Source organism: Thalassospira sp. UBA4513 (assembly GCF_002388495.1).
GTDB classification, from domain to species: domain Bacteria; phylum Pseudomonadota; class Alphaproteobacteria; order Rhodospirillales; family Thalassospiraceae; genus Thalassospira; species Thalassospira tepidiphila.
The window spans coordinates 9,408-24,058 of record NZ_DGMR01000013.1; the positions used below are offsets into that span (position 1 = coordinate 9,408).

Consider the following 14,651-nt stretch of genomic DNA (forward strand, 5'->3'; position numbering starts at 1 on the left):
CAAATCCATCGCGAAATTTGCATGGCAGCCTGTCTTGCCCGGATTACGGCAAGGCACAGGCATGATGCAGCGCAGGCAGAGATTGAGGATCGTCGATCAGGAAAGTTCGGCGACGATTTTTTGCGCCGCAGCAATCGGATCTTCGGCCTTGGTGATCGGGCGACCAATCACCAGAACGTCACTTCCCATGGCGACGGCATCGGCTGGGGTAACGATGCGTTTCTGATCGTCACTTGCCGCCCAGCTTGGGCGAATACCCGGTGTGATCAGCTTGAAGTCCGGGCCGAGTGCCTTGCGCACCGGGGTGATTTCCTGTGCGGAGCAGACAACACCGTCCAGACCGGCCTTTTGGGTTAGTTCCGCCAGCTTGACCACTCGATCTTCAATCGGGCCCTTGAGGCCGACATCATCAAGATCGCCCTGGTCCATGCTGGTCAGGATGGTTACGGCAATCACCCACGGCACGTCGACGCCGGCCTTGTCGGCGGCTTCGCGCGCCGCATCACCGGCACGTTTCATCATCTCCAAACCACCGGCGGCATGGACATTGACGATCCTGACACCCAATGGCGTCACAGCGCGAATGGCCCCGGCCACCGTGTTGGGGATATCGTGATATTTGACATCAAGGAAGATCGGCATGCCGGTTTTGGCAACCGCCCGGACCCCTTGTGGCCCGTGGGCCGCGAAGAATTCCTTGCCAAGCTTGGCCCCGCCGATAACACCCGACAGCTTCGATGCCAGATTGATTGCATGATCAAGATCGGTGGTATCAATCGCGCAATAGATGCGGTCTTTGGCGGCAAGGGTCTGGGTCATGGGGTCCTCCGACGGGCTGGAATTGGGTCATGGCCCAGCTTTTCGCAGCAAATTTCATAGCGGACCGGACATGGCTTAGCCGATTTGGCCACAAAGGCCAATGTCAAATCGGCTTTCGAACAGACATTGACGCCATGCGGCAAAAAGCAAAAGGGCCCCGAAACGGAGCCCTTTGACTTGATCAGCTTTGGCCGATGGCCTTTTGATCTGTATTTGGTGTGGATGGCGTGGTGTCATCCGTCTTGATGCGCTTGAGTTCGCTATCCATGCGCCGTGCGGCACGGCGGTGCTTGCCTTGCAGCAACCATTCAAAGGCAAAGCCGATCCCAAGTCCGATCAACAACGCAATCATGATCGGCAGGAACAGCGGCAAGTCGATTTCAAATGGCAAGGGCCAAAGCGAAATCGTGACCAATGCCCGGTTGGAAACTGCAAACACCGCAATCAGTACGGCAAGCGGGATGGAAATAATCCAGTACAGGAAGCGCATTACCTAGCTCCTTGTGCCGGTGCCTGTCCCATCCAGAAAACAGGATGGATCAAAACCCGGCAGCAGGTCTCGTTTGATCAATGTTCTGATCAGTATGGGGCAAGAACCGGACAAAAGCCATGGCAACAGTCACACAGTTTTTGTGTGTTGCATGCTGGTCGCATCGGGCGGGCTGCGGGTGGCGCAGGCCCGATTGCCGGTCAAAACAAATCAGGCAGGAATCAGTTCAAACGTTCGCGAAGCTGTTTGCCGGTTTTGAAATAGGGAACCTTTTTCTCACCGACAGGAACCGCATCCCCGGTACGCGGATTGCGGCCAACGCGGGCCTCACGCTGTTTTACGGAAAATGCGCCAAAGCCGCGAAGCTCGACCCGGTCGCCGCGCGCAAGCGCGTCTGTGATCTCGTCAAAGATCGTGGCGACAATCCGTTCAACATCGCGCTGATAGAGATGCGGGTTCATCTCCGCAAGGCGGGCAATCAATTCAGATTTTGTCATTTCCAGGCCCCATCCTGTTGGTGCTGACAGTCTCACTCAACCACGGATTAGATTATGTCTTAAAGAAGCTCTCACTCAGGTTGCCAGACCGTCAGCAAACCGTCAAGTTTAAGCCCCTCAGATGACAGCACTTTTCCAAGGCTTCCCTCGAGAACAGCACTCATCAAATCGTCTTCCGGGTATTCGATTTCAAGCGGCACTACCTGTGCATCCGTCGTGATACCGGCTTCCTCTTCGAGCCAGCGCAAGGCTTCACGGCGGCCTCCAATTTCATCAATCAATCCGTTGGCAACAGCCTGCTGTCCGGTATAGACGCGGCCATCGGCAAGAGTCGTAACTGTTTCGACCGTCATATCGCGGCGGGTCGCAACCATTTCAACAAACACGTCAAACATGTCCGAAATCAGGCCCTGCATGGCCGATTTTGCAACATCATCAACAGGTTCGAACGGATTGGGCGCAGCTTTAAGCGGACCGCTTTTTACCGTCAGCGGTTCAACACCAAGCTTTTCAAGCGTTCCATTAAAATTCATCGACTGGAAAATCACCCCGATCGAGCCGGTGATTGTCCCACGGCGGGCAATGATGTGGTCGGCGGCAATCGCGGTCATGTAACCGCCGGACGCCGCAACAGTCCCCATCTCGGCAACGATTGGCCGGGTTTCGCCAATACGGCGCAGCGCCTCAAACAGCGTTTCGCCACCAACCATGGTGCCACCCGGGCTGTTGATATGGACAATCACGCCGACAACGTCGCTGTCTTCTTCGATCGCGCTCAGCGCATCAAGAAGATAGGGGTCTTCGGTGATCACACCTTCGATGGTGACTTCAACAATGCGCGGACCCAGTCCGCCCAGAACACTGTCCTTAACACCCGTGCCAGACAAGCCAATCACGATCACCGCGATCACGGCAATCACCGCCACCACACGCCAGCGAAAGATGGATTTTTTCAAGCGGCGTCGATCCAGCAGGATATCGGCATCAAGTGCCATCGGCGTGTCCGTTTCCAATTGTTCAATCAAATACTTAGACGAGTGTGATCGCTCAAACCCGTCTCTTCAAATGGTTTTTATCGACCCGGAAGGCAAGAACAAAAAGCGTTTAAAATCAAAATTTTCGCGAAAAATGCCGATATCGGCAGAGTCGGGCTAAAATTCAGCCGCAAAAAGCAGATGATATACAATTTGGTGCCCTTTACAGGTCTGCCGGACATCAGCCGGATATATCGGCCATCCACCGCGCATCAAATTGCCAGACTGGAATCCGGACAAAAGAAAACGGGCCGCGCAAAGCGCGACCCGTCTTTTCGTTCTGCAAGACTGCAGAGCGTATTCGTCGGAGGGTGGCTTATTCGCCGCCTTCCTGTTTCTTGCGCAGAGCTTCGCCGAGGATGTCGCCGAGCGATGCGCCGCTGTCTGCCGAACCGTAATCCGCCATTGCTTTCTTCTCGTCAGCAACTTCAAGAGCTTTGACAGAGAGAGAAACCTTGCGGGTTTTGGAGTCGATTGCAGTAACGCGTGCGTCGACTTTTTCACCAACTGCAAAGCGTTCCGGACGCTGTTCAGAACGCTCACGCGCCAGCTCAGCTTTACGGATGAAGCCTTTGAGTTCGGTGTCGCCAACCGAAACCTCGATGCCACCGTCGTTAACTTCGGTAACTTCACAGGTTACAGCGTCGCCACGTTTGATGCCGACAACGGCGTCTTTGAACGGATCACCAGACAGCTGTTTGATGCCGAGCGAGATGCGTTCTTTTTCAACGTCAACGTCAAGAACCTTGGCTTTGACGATGTCGCCTTTTTTGTATTCTTTGATGACTTCTTCACCAGCGCGGTCCCATGACAGGTCCGAGAGGTGAGCCATACCGTCGATACCGCCCATGAGGCCAATGAACAGACCGAATTCGGTGATGTTCTTGACTTCGCCTTCGATCTCGGACTCGACCGGATGAGCTGCCAGGAAGGCATCCCACGGGTTCGAGGTGCACTGCTTGAGACCAAGCGAGATACGACGTTTCTGGGCATCGACGTCGAGCACCATGACTTCGACTTCCTGTGAGGTCGAAACGATTTTGCCCGGGTGGATGTTTTTCTTGGTCCAGGACATTTCGGAAACGTGGACCAGGCCTTCGACACCAGCTTCGAGTTCGACGAATGCGCCGTAATCGGTGATGTTGGTGACACGACCTTCGAATTTCGAACCGACCGGGTATTTGGCTTCGACGCCTTCCCACGGATCAGCTTCAAGCTGCTTCATGCCAAGCGAGATACGCTGGGTTTCGCTGTTGAAGCGGATAACCTGGACTTTAACAGTCTGGCCGATCTGAAGCGCTTCGGACGGATGGTTGATACGTTTCCAAGCAATGTCGGTAACGTGCAGCAGGCCATCAACGCCACCGAGATCGACGAACGCGCCGTAATCGGTGATGTTTTTGACGACGCCGTCAAGGATCTGACCTTCCTGAAGGTTCTGGATCAGTTCAGCACGCTGTTCTGCACGGGTCTCTTCGAGAACGGCACGACGCGAAACAACGATGTTGCCGCGCGAACGATCCATTTTCAGGATCTGGAACGGCTGCGGGTTGTTCATCAGCGGGGTGACGTCACGAACCGGACGGATATCAACCTGGGAACCCGGAAGGAACGCAACTGCGCCCGACAGGTCAACGGTGAAGCCGCCTTTAACACGACCAAAGATGGTGCCGTCGACGCGTTTGCCTTCGGAGAACTGTTTTTCCAGCTCAACCCAAGCTTCTTCGCGGCGCGCTTTTTCGCGCGACAGGACGATCAGGCCATCCTTGTTTTCATAGCGGTCGACATAAACATCAACGGTATCGCCAATGTTTACTTCGCCTGCGCCAAATTCTTTAAGCGGAACGCGGCCTTCGGATTTCAGGCCGACATCGACGATGGCATCATCGTCAGTTTTTTTAACGACCGAACCGGTCATTACGCGGCCAACAAAACCTTCGTCTTCAGAACCAAGGGTTTCAGCCAGCAGGGCGGCAAAATCTTCGCCAGTCGAGAATTGTGCTTCTTCAGCGGTGGTCATAAACCAGACTTCCTTTCGAGTATCGTCACTATATTCTGGCCAACCGGTTGTGTCCGGTGGTCTTTGCCGCAAAATCGCGGCGATTTGTCATTCAGTGTTCAAACCCGAACGCATCTGAAGGCGAACCTTCCATACACGAAAAGGTGAACGCACAAGTCGTTCACCTTAGGAACAGGCCAAAGGACCGGTACCTCGGGATCGTTCAACGCCTGACGGTTAAAACGCCTTTTGATCAGTCATCCGCACCCATATGGGTATGGATATGTGCCATGACGGCATCGAACACTGCGTTGGCATTCAGACGGTCCGTATCAATATGGATTGCGTCATCTGCCATCTTGAGCGGTGCGACATCGCGAGCACTGTCTCGGGCATCCCGTTCTTCAAGCTCTTTAAGAACGCGCTCGTATATAGCAGCGGGATTTTTTTCCTGCAACTGTTTGAACCGACGGTTTGCACGTTCTTCGACACTGGCTGTCAGATAAAACTTGATCGGTGCTTCCGGACAGACGACCGTTCCGATGTCACGACCATCCAATACGGCACCGCGTTTACCGCCCGGCGGGGTGGTGGCAAGGGTGCGCTGAAAATCAAGCAACACCTCGCGAACCCTTGGAATTGCTGCAACTTTTGAGGCAGCGGTCCCGACTTCCTCGCTACGAAGGGCCTCACCTTCGAGATCGGACGCGCTCAGATTTTCGGCCGCGGCCACGGCGGCGGCTTCATCAGCAGGGTCGCCATTTTCGGCCAGAACTTTCGCACCGGTCGCACGATACAGCAGGCCGGTATCGAGATAGGCATAGTCCATTGCTTCTGCGACTCGACGTGCCAAGGTCCCCTTGCCGGACGCGGCCGGCCCATCAATGGCGATGATCATGTGGGTCACTCCCTGTGATTATATCTGGTGCATCCATAAGTCCCGAATGGTGACTTATATATTGGTGGGCCCGATCAGGAATGCAGCGCAAATTTCGCGCCCATATCGCCCATCAGTTTTTCGAAGTTCGGGAAGCTCGTGGCAATCGGGTTGGCATCATCGACCGCAACCGGCTTTTCCGCGCCAAGCCCCAGAACCAGGAACGACATTGCAATGCGATGATCAAGATGGGTTTCCACCATGCCACCGCCCGGCACCACACCGCCAGTGACAATCAGATCATCGCCTTCGATCCGGTGAATGACGCCATTGGCTTCAAGACCAGCCGCCACAGCCGCCAAACGATCCGATTCCTTCACGCGCAATTCTTCAAGATCACACATGCGGGTTTCACCCTCGGCATAGGCCGCAGCCACGGCCAGAACCGGATACTCGTCGATCATGGATGGGGCGCGTTCGGCCGGGACAACAATGCCCTTGAGGCGGTTCTTGCCGGTCACGACCAGATCACCGATGGTTTCCCCGGCTTCTTCGCGCTCGTTGGTGATCGTGATGTCACCCCCCATTTCAATCAGGGTGGTGATCAGGCCGGTGCGCAGCGGGTTCAGGCAGACATCACGAATGGTGACACGGGAGTCGGGATTGATCAGGGCCGCCACCATGGGGAAGGCGGCCGAACTTGGATCGGTCGGCACGACAATATCCGCAGCCTTCATTTCGACCGGGCCGGTCAGGCTGACGGTGCGACCGCCATCGTCATTGACCTTCACATCGACCTCGACCCCGAAGTGGCGCAGCATGCGTTCGGTATGATCGCGCGACGGTTTGGGTTCAATCACCGTGGTGGTGCCGGTGGTATTCAACCCGGCCAGCATCACCGCCGATTTCACCTGGGCCGATGCCATCGGCAGGGTATAGGTCACCGGCTTGGCTTCGTCCGTTCCAATCACCGCCATCGGCGGGCGACCGCGATCACGGGTAATGAATTGTGCGCCAAATTCGGACAACGGATCAGCGACGCGGCCCATCGGGCGTTTGCACAGCGACGCATCACCAGTGAAGAACGTCGTGATCGGATGGGTGGCAACGATGCCCGCCATCAGACGAATGCCGGTGCCGGCATTGCCCATATCAATCACGCTATCGGGTTCACGAAGTGCGCCAACCCCAACCCCGGTGACGTGCCAGGTGCCATCTTCGTCGCGGGTGACGGTGGCGCCAAGTTTGCGCATGGCGTCCGCCGTTGCCAGAACGTCTTCGCCTTCCAGAAGGCCGGTAACCTTGGTTGTACCGATTGCCAGACCACCAAACATCAGGGAGCGATGAGAAATAGACTTGTCACCCGGAACCCGGATATCGCCCGAAAGCGGCCCGGCCTTGGCCGAGGAAAGCGGACGTTTGGTTTGCGAAGAACTCATGGGCTCGTACCTGCCAGTCACTGTTTTATCATCAACAAAAGGCTGATTGAAAAAGCGCTGCGCTGCGGCCATGTTTTCAGGCGCGCGCGGGCCTTTCAATCAGGGGACCAATGCTCTAGCACAAGCGGTTGGCAGGCACCAGTATCGAACCCGAAATTCGGTGTAGGAAATTGCACGAATGTGCGGCAGATTTGTCCCATCGCCTTGCCAAAGGGAAAAACGCGCAATTTCCTTTTGACAAGGTGCTCGCAAGATGGCAATTGGGCCTCTCGGACAAGACGCTGTGCGTAGCCTTGCTGCGCTTTTGCGACACAAAGTCTTTTTCTTAATTGATAACGGTAATTAAGAGGATTTGCCGTAATGTCAGCACGCGGTAAGAAACGTCACTGCCTCGCCTGTGGTACCAAGTATTACGACCTGAACCGTACCCCGGTTGTCTGCCCGAAATGCAAAACGCCGGACGGGGTGACAAAGGTCAAGAAATCCGCGGTTGCAAAACCGGCACCGGAAGAAGACGAAGACGTCGATGACGTCACCGATCTTGACGATGATGTCGATACCGATATCGACGATGATATTCTCGAAGATGCTTCTGATCTTGGCGAAGATGATGATGATCTTGGCGAAGTCTATGAGCATGTCGAATCAGACGACGACGATCGCTAAGAAATTTTGAAAAAGGGTCTTGCCAACATTTGGCGAACCTTCTAAATATGCGCCGCGCCGCAGAGCCTGCCATGCAGACTGCGTCGCGGACAAAGTGGGGCCGTAGCTCAGTTGGGAGAGCGCTACAATGGCATTGTAGAGGTCGTCAGTTCGATCCTGATCGGCTCCACCATTCAAAACCCGTTGCCTTTGGCGACGGGTTTTGTTGTTTCCGGGCGTGCTCAATTTGCCGGTTTCGTGAACATGCTGACGATATCCGCCCCCGGCGCCAGTGTTTCGGCCAGCGAAGACAGATATTCCGGCGACCATTTCCGATACACCCGCGTCACAGTTTCCCGTGTTGTCGCGGTCATATCCGAAATCTGATCGATCGAATGTCCGGCCATTGCCCGCCATGAAATTACCGAGTGTTTCAGAACGTACGGTGATACAAAAACCGCCCCCGAGACCCGAAAAGCGAAATAACCGCGTGTTTGAATGAGAATTTTCGACGCAAGCCGCCTATACTCGCGAGTAGATGAAACCCATCCACAAAGTCGTTAAGGTTGATTCATCCCACACCCTGACCTTGGAAAATGGAAACATGGCAAACCTTGACGAGTTCATCCTCCAGACATTTCGCGACATCCATCGCGCAGTGCAGTCGTTCAATGAGGAAGCTGGAGACAACATTGCTGCGCCTGCTCAAGATCAACGTAATCCGGACGTCAATCAGGCAATTCAACGAGCCGGCTACATGCACCTTGGCCGCAGTTATGCGATCAACGTCGATTTCGACGTTGCCGTCACAGCCGAGGACACGACCAGTGCCGATGCCGGTGCAAGAATTGACATTAAGGTCCTTAGCATTGGCGCGGGTGTAGATGCCGAAAACCGCGCCGAAACTGTGAGCCGCACAAAGTTTCGTATTCCCTTGAAACTCTGACACCCAAACCCAGCACAGTTGGCTTTGACCGCTTACCCGACTATGCCCGCACAACGAGGAGCTCAAGCAACCATGACATCCCTGAAAGACTTCATCGAACAATCGCTGACCGAAATTGTTGAGGGTCTTGAGGCATTTGAGAAAAAGACCGACAAAGCCACGGCAAATCCAACTCTGTCTAACGACAACCCGCCTGTTGAAGTACTTAAGTCTGCTGGTCTGATCTATTTGGGTCTGACTGATGAAAACACCCCGGACCTCGCTCGCAACAAAAAATTCCGTTACGCGACCATGCTCGACTTCGATGTCGCGGTGACCGTTAGCGCTGCTAAGGCAGGTGATGTTGGCGCCAAGGCTTCCTTGCAAGTCGTCGGTGTGAACATTGGAGGAGGTGCGAGTGGCACGGCCAGCCATGGCAACGCATCTGAACAACGCCTCAAATTCCGTATCCCTCTCGAATTGAAAATCACGAAAGACCCCGGCGTCGCGTTCTAAACCCATGGGGGCCTTGCCCCCAAACCCCCGCGTTTCGCCAACGGGCATGCTTGACATCGCCCTACCCATCCCTGAAGACTGCCGCCCAGCAAATCCAACTGGGAGAAGACCATGAGCAAGGTTTGGACCGTTTATTTGTCGGGCGAAATTCACAGTGACTGGCGCGAGCGCATTGAAACTGGCGTCAAAGAAGCCGGCCTTCCGGTCGAGCTGGTTGCCCCCATCACCGTGCATGAAGATTCTGATGATTGTGGCGTTGCCGTTTTCGGTGCTGAAGAAAACAAGTTTTGGCATGACCGCAAAGGCGCGCAGCTCAATGCCATGCGCACCAAGACCCTCCTGTCACAGTCCGACCTTGCCGTCATTCGCTTTGGCGAGAAATACAAGCAGTGGAACGCGGCCTTTGATGCCGGTTACGCGGCCGCCCTTGGCATTCCATACATCACGCTTCATCCCGCCGAGCATGATCACGCGCTTAAGGAAGTCGATGGCGCGGCCAATGGTGTGGCGCGCGAACCCGAACAGGTGGTTGCGGCACTGGCCTATATCATCCGGGGTGATATGCCCAAGGCATAACAAACGCCCAAGGCCGAGCCTTTACGCCGACTTCTCGGCAAAGGCCCGGATGCGTTTGATGGCTTCGCGGAGTTCTTCGTCTGGCACGGTCAGCGCCACACGGATCAGGTTCTTGGCGTTTTCGCCAAAGGATGCGCCGGGCATGACGGCAACGTTTTGATCATCCAAAAGCGCCCAGGCGAATTCTTCGCCGTTCATGCCAGTGGCACCGACATCAATCATGGCAAACATGCCGCCGGATACCTTGCCCGGTTTAAGCACATCGCATCCGGCAAGTTCCGTTTCGATCATGTCAACGCGTGCCGCATAGCTTTTGCACATGCGCGCCGCCGTATCGAAATTGCCACGCAGGGCGACCTCGGTCGCATCGGCGATGAAGGGCTGATTGCCAAACAGGATGGTTTCGGAAATCGGCAGGACCTTGGTACAGAGTTCCTCGGGGCCAACGGCCCAGCCACTGCGAAAGCCGGTGGCGGCAAAGGTTTTCGAGATCGAGGATGTGACGATGGTGCGATCACGCAGCTCTTCGATTTCAAGCGGGGAGGCAAAAGTGCCTTCAAACACCAGATCCTCATAGACCTCGTCACAGACAATCCACAGATCATGTTCGATGGCGATCTTGCCAAGTTCGACCAGTGTTGCGCGATCCAGAAGCGCGCCAGATGGATTGTGCGGCGTATTGAGCAGCAACACACGGCTGTCCTTGGTGATCGCAGCACGCAGATCACCCGGCTGCATGATAAAGCCGTGCTCAATCGATAACGGGACGGATTGCAATTCCGCACCGGATGCTCGGATTACCCCGGCATAGGTCGCATAATAGGGATCACCGACCAGCACGCCTTGCCCGGCATCCACCAGCGCCGTCATCACAGTATAAAGGGCGGTCTGCGTACCGGGGAAACAAAGGATGTTTTCCGGCGTAACATCCGGCCAGACGGGTTTGTATTTTTCGACCAGCGCATCAAGCAACCCGACCTCGCCCCGACCATTGGAATAATGGGTGCGGCCACGCCGCATGGAGGCCTCGCAAGCGTCGATCAGGGCCGGGTCGACGGGAATGTCAGGTTCGCCAATTGTCAGTTCGATGATTTTCGTACCTTGGGCCTCGCGATCACGGGCGGTGTTGTGAACGGCCCATTTGGCCCCGCCCAGTTCGGCAAGACGGTTGGTAATCTCGGCATATCTCATGACGGCTTACTTTGTTGTTCGGGGTGTGCACGGTGGCGTGCCGATTGAAGGGCAATATCGGGTGCGGACAACGCACCGGTGGGCAATTCAAGCAAGCGTTCGGCGGCACCTGTGATCAGATCAGGCAGGATATCCTGGGCGTAAAGGCCGGAATTCAGTGCCCCTTCCATCCAAAGCCCATCAATCAGGCCATTGAGTGCAATCGCATGGTTGCGGCAAATCGCCACTCTGTGCGGGCAGCCATGGGTGATCAGGACCGGCTCGATCAGCGTTTCCAGGACATTGAGAAACTCGCGATAGCCATCCCGGTGAATTTCGGCAAAGTCGGGATCATGACGTACCCGGCCGATGAAGGTCGCCCAAAGCGAGACGGTTTCTTCGTCCATGTTGGGCTTGGTCAGGTTGGCGCGCAGGAAGCTTGCCAACTTGGCCTCTGGCGTGCCTTCGGTGGCGCGTGCGCTTTCACTGGCCTGTGCCGTCAGCTGGCCGACCAGATAGGCATAGGCATTGCGGATCATGTCATCCTTGCTGCCGAAATAATGGCGCACCAGCCCGACGGTCACCCCGGCTTCTTCAGTGATCCGGCGCACCGATGCCCCATGCAGCCCGTCACGGGCAATGCAGGTCAATGTCGCCTCGATCAAACTGCGACGGCGGACATCAAGCGACAGGCGTTGAAATGTTTTTCGGCTCATTGTTATACAATTGAATAATTTTGATCGGGTTTCAAGCGTACAATCGGATGTGGGTATGCTGAGCCGTCCGCTCAGTAGCCTTGGCCGCGGCTGACAGCAAGACTGAGCGGTTTGCCTGCATGCAGTTCACGGGCTGATTGCAGGGCTTGTTCGGCAACAATGCGTGGCGTTGTATCACTGGCGATATGCGGGGTGATACGCAGGCGCGGATCCGCCCAGAACGGATGATCGGACGGCAACGGTTCGGTGCGAAACACATCAAGGGTCGCGCCGCTGAGCTGCCCACGATCGAGGGCGGCAGTAAAGTCATCCTCGTCCAGATGTTCGCCACGTCCGATCTGAATCAGCCAGGCGCCCTTGGCCAGTTTTGAAAACAGCGCTGCATTGAGGATATTCTCGGTCTTGGCCGTCAGGGGCAGGACATTGATCACCACATCCTGACCAGCCACAGATTGCAGAACCGAGTCGTCACCGGTGAAATAGCACACGCCTTCGACGGGATCCGCAGGATCGCGGCGGCAGGCAACCGAAACACTAAATCCACAGGCAGCCAAGGCCTTGACAACCGATGCCCCCATGGAGCCATGACCAAGCACGGCAACCTTGAGATCACGCGGCGGCCGGATCGCAGGCGGGGCCCATTCGGCGCTGCCCTGACTTTGCTGCATACTGGCAAAGCCGCGTTCGATATGGACAACTTCATGCACTGCATAACCCGCCATCAGGTCCGCCTGATTGGGGTCGCGGACCCGACAGATTGCGACGTCATCGCTCAAGCCCGGATGTTTCAGCAAAGCATCGACGCCGGCCCCGACCGACATCGCCATTTCAATATTGGGATAAGGCGAAAACGCCGCCGGGCCCGGCAGCCAGCACACCGCAAAACGGATAAGGTCGGGGTTGGTGACTTCATCGGGGTCAAGCAGGCGGACATCGGGCGCCGCATCGCCAAAATCAAGCGAATAATAGCTTTTGAGATCCATCGCATCGCTGAGAAGAACACCGTAAATCGGTTCTGCCACCGCCATCAGTCAAAGCCCCTTACATCATCTTCTTCTGCGCGCCTGATCCCTGTTGACGCACCCAAATTGCGGGTGCCTGCCCAAGAAAATTTGCGCTTTGGTTTCATCCTCAGTTAAACAAGTGTATATCAAAGAGTAAAGCCGTTTGATCAGATCAATGGAGGTCGGCATGCATATCGCGACACAGAAGGACGCCGAGACCAGCGTCATGAGTGATCCACAAATCAGCGACGGCGAAAAGCAGTGCCGCATCGAACTAGCCGCCTGTTACCGGCTGGCGGCCCATTACAGAATGACCGACACGATCTATACCCATATTTCGGCCCGGGTACCGGGTGAACCGGGGCATTTTCTGATCAACCCCTATGGCCTGATGTGGGAGGAAATTACCGCCTCTTCGCTGGTGAAGATCGATGTCGACGGCAACAAGGTTGCGGACAGCCCCTATCGGGTGAACCCGGCAGGCTTTACCATTCACAGTGCCGTGCATATCGGTCGCCATGATGCGGCCTGGGTGATGCACACCCACACACGGTCGGGATTTGCCGTCTCCTGCCTTGAAGAAGGTTTGATGCCGCTTAATCAGATCGCCCTGCAGTATTTTGGCCAAATCGGCTATCACGACTATGAGGGCATCGCGCTTGATCTTGAGGAACGCGAAAGAATCGTTGAAGCGCTTGGCGCCAACATCGCGCTGATCCTGCGCAATCATGGTCTTTTGACCGTGGGGGCAACCGCCGGGCAGATGTTTTCAAACATGTTTTATCTGAACCGGGCGTGCGAGATTCAGGAGTCTACCCTGGCGATGGGAAGACCGCTTCGGCAGATTGATGATGCGGTGATAAAACGCGTTTCCGAACAGTTCAGCCAGATGGCCTATGACGACGGTGATGTTGCCCTGGAGTGGGAGGCGCAAATGCGCCTTGCCGACCGTCTGGACCCCGGTTTCCGCGATTAGGACATCACGCCAGAAGCGCGCATTCCGCCCCTTCGCAAGCGCGGTAAATACTTGCTGGTTTTCATATTTCTGGAGCCATCCTCCAGCCTGCTCAAATCCCTGGGCGGGAAAGAGGGACATTTGTGATTAAAATTTAATCTGTTCGACTTATTGCGTAAAAGATAATCAAATCCTTCCTTGACACCCATCTGCCGACTGCTACGATTGAATTCAACAAGGTCGGGCCGGAGAATTTTCCGGTGTGTTTTGGTCGGGGTTCGGAGAAAGCCACTTTGATGGCGCACCCAATCCCAACGCATTGAAAATCATAACTTGTGCTGATGCGCGACAGTCGCGATGCGAAACGAGTTTGATGACCAAAACGGGTTGATTGCAAAAGTTGACCCTTATGACCGCCCAGCTGACAGAACGGGTCTTTGGATCGGGCCTTCTGTCATTCCGATGATGCCACCGCGTGGTGGCTTGATGCTGGGATCGCGCAAAGGTCGAGAGTGTTTCTATCAGGTTGCCCGCAGATCTTGTCGGGCATCGGGAACACGTCATGCTGCGGCATCCTTAACCGTCCCCGGCGGTGTGCCGAAGCTCCTGCTTGCCAGACAAGGAGAAGACGACATGCAAGTATCGAACACAATTGATTGCAACGGTTTGTCCCCGGCACCAACCCTTCTGCGGATCATGCAGGCGTTGGTGGGCCGTGAAGACAGCACATCCCCACTCAATGTTCTGGTCGGCGCGGACTGCAATTGTGAAAGTCTGGCAGTTTCGCTTGGCCCGCTTGCCCAAGACGTTCAGTTGGCCAGCGACGCAAAACAGTTTGCCGCCGTAAACTGAGGGGCGCTTTTGCCCTGCCCATGCCGGTGCCATTGCCGGCAATCTTCCCGTTCATGATGCCTGTATGGCGTCACGTCGCGCTCACCTGACCGCGTCAAGAATAAGATAAAACGCTGCGCATCGGCACTGGCTTGTCG

At 55.6% G+C, this 14,651-nt stretch carries 16 protein-coding genes and 1 tRNA gene; 7 read left to right on the plus strand and 10 right to left on the minus strand.

Annotated elements, in window-relative coordinates:
• Nucleotides 1-96: 96 nt before the first annotated feature.
• The 7 genes from pyrF to aroA form a co-directional block, all read right to left on the minus strand.
• Nucleotides 97-819, minus strand: coding sequence for an orotidine-5'-phosphate decarboxylase (gene pyrF / locus B2T33_RS05515; protein WP_286791325.1), 723 nt, complete (start codon nucleotides 817-819; stop codon nucleotides 97-99).
• Nucleotides 820-1,000: 181 nt separating this feature from the next.
• Nucleotides 1,001-1,309, minus strand: coding sequence for a LapA family protein (locus tag B2T33_RS05520; RefSeq protein WP_063085977.1), 309 nt, complete (start codon nucleotides 1,307-1,309; stop codon nucleotides 1,001-1,003).
• 221 nt (nucleotides 1,310-1,530) lie between these two features.
• The gene (ihfB, locus tag B2T33_RS05525; protein WP_008888957.1) at nucleotides 1,531-1,806 is read right to left on the minus strand and encodes an integration host factor subunit beta; all 276 of its coding nucleotides are present in this window, start codon (nucleotides 1,804-1,806) and stop codon (nucleotides 1,531-1,533) included.
• Nucleotides 1,807-1,877: 71 nt separating this feature from the next.
• Nucleotides 1,878-2,801: a signal peptide peptidase SppA gene (gene sppA, locus B2T33_RS05530; protein ID WP_286791326.1), complete on the minus strand. Its 924-nt coding sequence runs from the start codon at nucleotides 2,799-2,801 to the stop codon at nucleotides 1,878-1,880.
• Nucleotides 2,802-3,156: 355 nt separating this feature from the next.
• Nucleotides 3,157-4,860 carry a 30S ribosomal protein S1 gene (gene rpsA / locus B2T33_RS05535; RefSeq protein WP_008888955.1) on the minus strand — a complete coding sequence of 568 codons (1,704 nt, stop codon included), beginning with the start codon at nucleotides 4,858-4,860 and terminating at the stop codon, nucleotides 3,157-3,159.
• 232 nt (nucleotides 4,861-5,092) lie between these two features.
• The gene (gene cmk / locus B2T33_RS05540) at nucleotides 5,093-5,737 is read right to left on the minus strand and encodes a (d)CMP kinase (RefSeq protein ID WP_063085978.1); all 645 of its coding nucleotides are present in this window, start codon (nucleotides 5,735-5,737) and stop codon (nucleotides 5,093-5,095) included.
• Between the two features lie 74 nt (nucleotides 5,738-5,811).
• Nucleotides 5,812-7,155 carry a 3-phosphoshikimate 1-carboxyvinyltransferase gene (gene aroA, locus B2T33_RS05545; protein WP_286791327.1) on the minus strand — a complete coding sequence of 448 codons (1,344 nt, stop codon included), beginning with the start codon at nucleotides 7,153-7,155 and terminating at the stop codon, nucleotides 5,812-5,814.
• 360 nt (nucleotides 7,156-7,515) lie between these two features.
• Between aroA and B2T33_RS05550 the strand changes: the two genes are divergently transcribed.
• From B2T33_RS05550 to B2T33_RS05570, 5 genes are all read left to right on the plus strand, one after another.
• Entirely contained in the window at nucleotides 7,516-7,821 is a 306-nt protein-coding gene (locus B2T33_RS05550; protein WP_008888952.1) for an FYDLN acid domain-containing protein, read from the plus strand.
• A gap of 96 nt (nucleotides 7,822-7,917) precedes the next feature.
• A tRNA-Ala gene (locus B2T33_RS05555) sits at nucleotides 7,918-7,993 on the plus strand.
• A 411-nt stretch (nucleotides 7,994-8,404) separates the two neighbouring features.
• Complete coding sequence (locus B2T33_RS05560) at nucleotides 8,405-8,746, plus strand: hypothetical protein (protein ID WP_286791328.1); 342 nt, start codon at nucleotides 8,405-8,407, stop codon at nucleotides 8,744-8,746.
• A 72-nt stretch (nucleotides 8,747-8,818) separates the two neighbouring features.
• Nucleotides 8,819-9,241, plus strand: coding sequence for a hypothetical protein (locus tag B2T33_RS05565; protein ID WP_286791329.1), 423 nt, complete (start codon nucleotides 8,819-8,821; stop codon nucleotides 9,239-9,241).
• A gap of 111 nt (nucleotides 9,242-9,352) precedes the next feature.
• A complete protein-coding gene (locus B2T33_RS05570; RefSeq protein WP_286791330.1) occupies nucleotides 9,353-9,817 on the plus strand; it encodes a YtoQ family protein in 465 nt (154 codons plus the stop codon).
• A gap of 21 nt (nucleotides 9,818-9,838) precedes the next feature.
• Here the strand turns inward: B2T33_RS05570 and B2T33_RS05575 are convergent, their stop codons facing one another.
• The 3 genes from B2T33_RS05575 to B2T33_RS05585 all read right to left on the minus strand — a co-directional run bounded on the left by B2T33_RS05575 (nucleotide 9,839) and on the right by B2T33_RS05585 (nucleotide 12,731).
• Nucleotides 9,839-11,008 (minus strand): pyridoxal phosphate-dependent aminotransferase, encoded by a 1,170-nt coding sequence (locus B2T33_RS05575; protein WP_286791331.1) that lies wholly within the window; start codon nucleotides 11,006-11,008, stop codon nucleotides 9,839-9,841.
• Nucleotides 11,005-11,703 carry a TetR family transcriptional regulator C-terminal domain-containing protein gene (locus B2T33_RS05580; RefSeq protein ID WP_286791332.1) on the minus strand — a complete coding sequence of 233 codons (699 nt, stop codon included), beginning with the start codon at nucleotides 11,701-11,703 and terminating at the stop codon, nucleotides 11,005-11,007. The genes B2T33_RS05575 and B2T33_RS05580 overlap by 4 nt, the downstream gene beginning before the upstream one ends.
• A gap of 71 nt (nucleotides 11,704-11,774) precedes the next feature.
• Complete coding sequence (locus B2T33_RS05585) at nucleotides 11,775-12,731, minus strand: NAD(P)-dependent oxidoreductase (RefSeq protein WP_286791333.1); 957 nt, start codon at nucleotides 12,729-12,731, stop codon at nucleotides 11,775-11,777.
• 163 nt (nucleotides 12,732-12,894) lie between these two features.
• Between B2T33_RS05585 and B2T33_RS05590 the strand changes: the two genes are divergently transcribed.
• Nucleotides 12,895-13,683 (plus strand): class II aldolase/adducin family protein, encoded by a 789-nt coding sequence (locus B2T33_RS05590; RefSeq protein WP_286791334.1) that lies wholly within the window; start codon nucleotides 12,895-12,897, stop codon nucleotides 13,681-13,683.
• Between the two features lie 612 nt (nucleotides 13,684-14,295).
• Nucleotides 14,296-14,514, plus strand: a complete 219-nt coding sequence (locus B2T33_RS05595) for a hypothetical protein (protein ID WP_008888946.1) — start codon at nucleotides 14,296-14,298, stop codon at nucleotides 14,512-14,514.
• The last annotated feature ends 137 nt before the right edge of the window (nucleotides 14,515-14,651 follow it).